The 3337-nt window shown below is 48.4% G+C and carries 3 protein-coding genes; 2 read left to right on the forward strand and 1 reads right to left on the reverse strand.

The features are described 5' to 3' along the window. Positions 1 to 165: 165 nt before the first annotated feature. Positions 166 to 1017 (forward strand): DNA adenine methylase, encoded by an 852-nt coding sequence (locus CLOSYM_RS04600; RefSeq protein WP_003497271.1) that lies wholly within the window; start codon positions 166 to 168, stop codon positions 1015 to 1017. Further along, the gene (locus tag CLOSYM_RS04605) at positions 1001 to 2329 is read left to right on the forward strand and encodes a type II restriction enzyme (protein WP_021641143.1); all 1329 of its coding nucleotides are present in this window, start codon (positions 1001 to 1003) and stop codon (positions 2327 to 2329) included. The genes CLOSYM_RS04600 and CLOSYM_RS04605 overlap by 17 nt, the downstream gene beginning before the upstream one ends. Positions 2330 to 2533: 204 nt before the next feature. On the opposite strand, the gene CLOSYM_RS04610 is transcribed toward CLOSYM_RS04605, so the two are convergent. Further along, positions 2534 to 3028: an S-ribosylhomocysteine lyase gene (locus CLOSYM_RS04610; protein ID WP_021641144.1), complete on the reverse strand. Its 495-nt coding sequence runs from the start codon at positions 3026 to 3028 to the stop codon at positions 2534 to 2536. Between the last annotated feature and the right edge of the window lie 309 nt (positions 3029 to 3337).

The raw sequence follows: 3337 nt of genomic DNA on the forward strand, positions 1-3337 counted from the left end.
GCGTCCTCACCTGCTTAACTAAATCTCCATTTTAGAACCGCTCCCTGTCTGTACTGTTACGATGTTTTTGTTGAGGACGGAAAAATTTGCAGGAACTCTTTGCTTTCTCACCCGATACAGGTTATAATAGGAAAAGACTTTTCAAACATACGTACGGAGGAATCTATGTCTACAACAGACGGGGCGGTAACGCCCATTCTAAAATGGGTAGGCGGCAAGAGACAGCTTCTCGATACAATCGTGCCGCTGATACCGGAATACACAACATACTATGAACCTTTTGTCGGCGGAGGCGCGGTTCTGTTTCATCTGCAGCCTGTGAAAGCGGTAATCAACGACTCCAATGCCGAACTGATTAACATATACAAAGTGATCAAGTCGCAGCCCGAGGAACTGATCGCCTGCCTGGAACGCCATAAAGAAAACAACTGCCAGGAATATTTTTATGAAATCCGTTCTCTTGACCGAGACAGGGAGCAATATTCCAGGATGACGCCGGTGGAACAGGCGGCCAGAATTATTTATCTGAACAAGACCTGCTACAACGGCCTGTTCCGGGTAAACCGCGCCGGAGAGTTCAATTCACCCTGGGGCCGGTATAAGAATCCCAATATTACGAATGAGACGACGATACGATCGATGAGCGGTTATTTAAATAAGGCGAATGTGACGATTCGCTGCGGCGATTACAGGGATTCGCTGAAGGGGCTGAGGAAAGGCTCATTTGTCTATCTGGACCCGCCTTATATGCCGCTCAGCACCTCCTCTTCCTTTACAGGATATACGGCGGCCGGATTTGGGGAGCAGCAGCAGAGGGAGCTTAAGAAGCAGTGCGATATGCTGAGTAAGAAAGGAATCAATTTCCTGCTGTCCAATTCCTGCTGTGATTTCATAGAGGACTTATACAAAGATTACATTGTGGAGCGCGTTGCCGCGAAGAGGGCAATCAATGCGAAAGGCGATAAACGCGGGGCTATTGATGAAGTGCTGGTGAGAAATTATGAGCATAATAGATGATAAGTGGAAGCTGCTCTTTGACCGATATGATATAGAAAAAAAGGTGTCGGAGAGCGGCCCCTTTTATATTACGGCCGATCAGATTCGTGAGTATAAAGAGCCGAGGCTGATGACGAAGTTTGATACGAGGGAATCGCTTCCCTCCGTCTTCGGCAGCCGTCTGGGCATCCTGCCGGTGACAAGGGGAACCTATGTGATAGGGGATTTTGATCTCTATGCAGATTTTCCGGAGCAGGGAGGGCCGGGAAATTTGGTCCCGGGGACCCGTGTGCCCGGTGTAAAGAAGGCGGCAATCCCGGATTATTATGAGACGATTGATATCAATGATATCCGTTCGGAAGCCGGCGCAATCAACGTTATGGGGATTTCCGGTATTCTGGATGACTTTCTGGGCGGTGAGAACTTTAAGCAGACGGTATCCGGCCGGATGGCCTCCGGTAAATTTACGTTTCAGGTGAATCCCGTAAGGGCGGGCGCCAAACCGCCGGAAACATACGGGATAAACGGTTATCAGATTGCGGTAAATAATTCGCAGGTCGAGATTGACGGAGGCTTTGAAGATCGGGATACCTTTGCCATGATAGAGGGAAAGAATGTGGTGCATAGCAATTTCCTGATTCGCCAGCTCTACTATCCCTACAGGCTCTGGAACGGGAAACTGGCCAAACCGGTCAGGCCCGTTTTTATGGTATATTCTAATAATATATTCCGTTTGCTGGAGTACGAATTTACCGACCCCTCATGCTATAATTCGATACGTCTGTTGAAAGAGGGACTTTACAGCCTGGAGGATACTGATATTTCCATGCAGGATCTCAGGGAGGCCTGGGAGCGTACGGCGGTAAAACCGGAACCTCCCGTAGTGTTTATCCAGGCGGACAGCTTTGAGAAGGTGATTTCTCTGGTGGAGCATCTCAATGACAGAGCCCTTACCCCGGCGGAGATCGCGGAGGTGTTCGGATTCCGGGAGCGCCAGTCGGATTATTATTTTAACGCCTGCCGTTTCCTCGGCCTGGCCGTAAAGGAGAAGGATGAGGAGCGGAACGTCAGGGTGACGATAACAACAAGGGGGCGCAGCCTGCTGAAGCTCAATTATAAGGCCAGACAGATACGGTACGTACAACTGATTCTGGAACACGGAATATTCCATGATTTATTCGGAATTGTTCTGAGGACAGGGGAGATACCGGATAAGAGGTATATTGAAAAGTGCATTGTAGAACAGGGCCTTTGCAGCAGCAGCGTAGCAGGAAGAAGAGCTTCGTCGGTGAGCGGCTGGCTGAGATGGATTGCGGGGCTGGTGAAGGGATAAAAACCGCTCCGCGGAGGAGCGCAACTCTAAAGAGCGCTTGTTCACTAAGCCCGTTACACCCGCTAAGTGAGCCAATGCCTGCGGCGGCAGGGAATAATGCCGCCGCAGCGACCCGCCGCAGGCGGAGAATTTCGCAAGCGAGATTCTCACATGTAGAAGTTATTGAAGAGGTTGACCTGTGCGCAGCGCTTACAGGCAATCACATTATGCATTTGGATAAATTAACCGGCTTTCGTCAATTCCTTCCAATACCTCTTTTAAATACTTGCCGGCCACATACTTTGCCATCGGAAGATTCATATCCAGGTAATTTCCGCAGTCCTTTGCGCAGGCTCCGGGTACCTCTCCTTCAAAACCGGAGATAAATGTAAACATTCCGGTTATAAGCGGAACAATATCCGCCGAGTTCCAGTCACCGGACAGAAGAAGGTAGAAACCCGTACGGCAGCCCATCGGGCCAAAGTAAATAACATGGTCTTTCATGGAGTCATGATTTCTCAGATAGGTGGCTCCGAGATGCTCAATTGTATGAATCTCCGCCGTATTCAAGACCGGTTCATAATTGGGGCGGGTCATTCTTATATCAAAGGTGGTAATGAGGCTGTCCCCCGCCTGATCCTTTCTTGAGACATAAATTCCTGGTAAAAGCTTTAGATGATCAATGGTAAAGCTTGCGATTTTGTCCATCATTTTATCCATAGATGAAGTACTCCTTTCAAAGTTCAACAAAGTTAGTAAGGATTCTCCCATCCTCTAAGGTGGTGAGATGAATTGCCAAAAACAAACTTAACGGCAGTGGTGGGCGGAGAGTAATCGGTATCCCCCACTGCCATGAGGTCAACCACGCATCTACGTAGGATGCAGTCGCACTTCGACAATATACCGAGCGTGGATTGAAACAATACATTTCCGTTGAAACAATTTTATCAGAATATTCATATTAACGCAAGAAAGCAGCAGAATAAGGATTTTAGTACTGAAATGAAAAAGTAAATTCCACTCCCCATT

This window comes from [Clostridium] symbiosum ATCC 14940 (assembly GCF_000466485.1).
Lineage (GTDB): Bacteria > Bacillota > Clostridia > Lachnospirales > Lachnospiraceae > Otoolea > Otoolea symbiosa.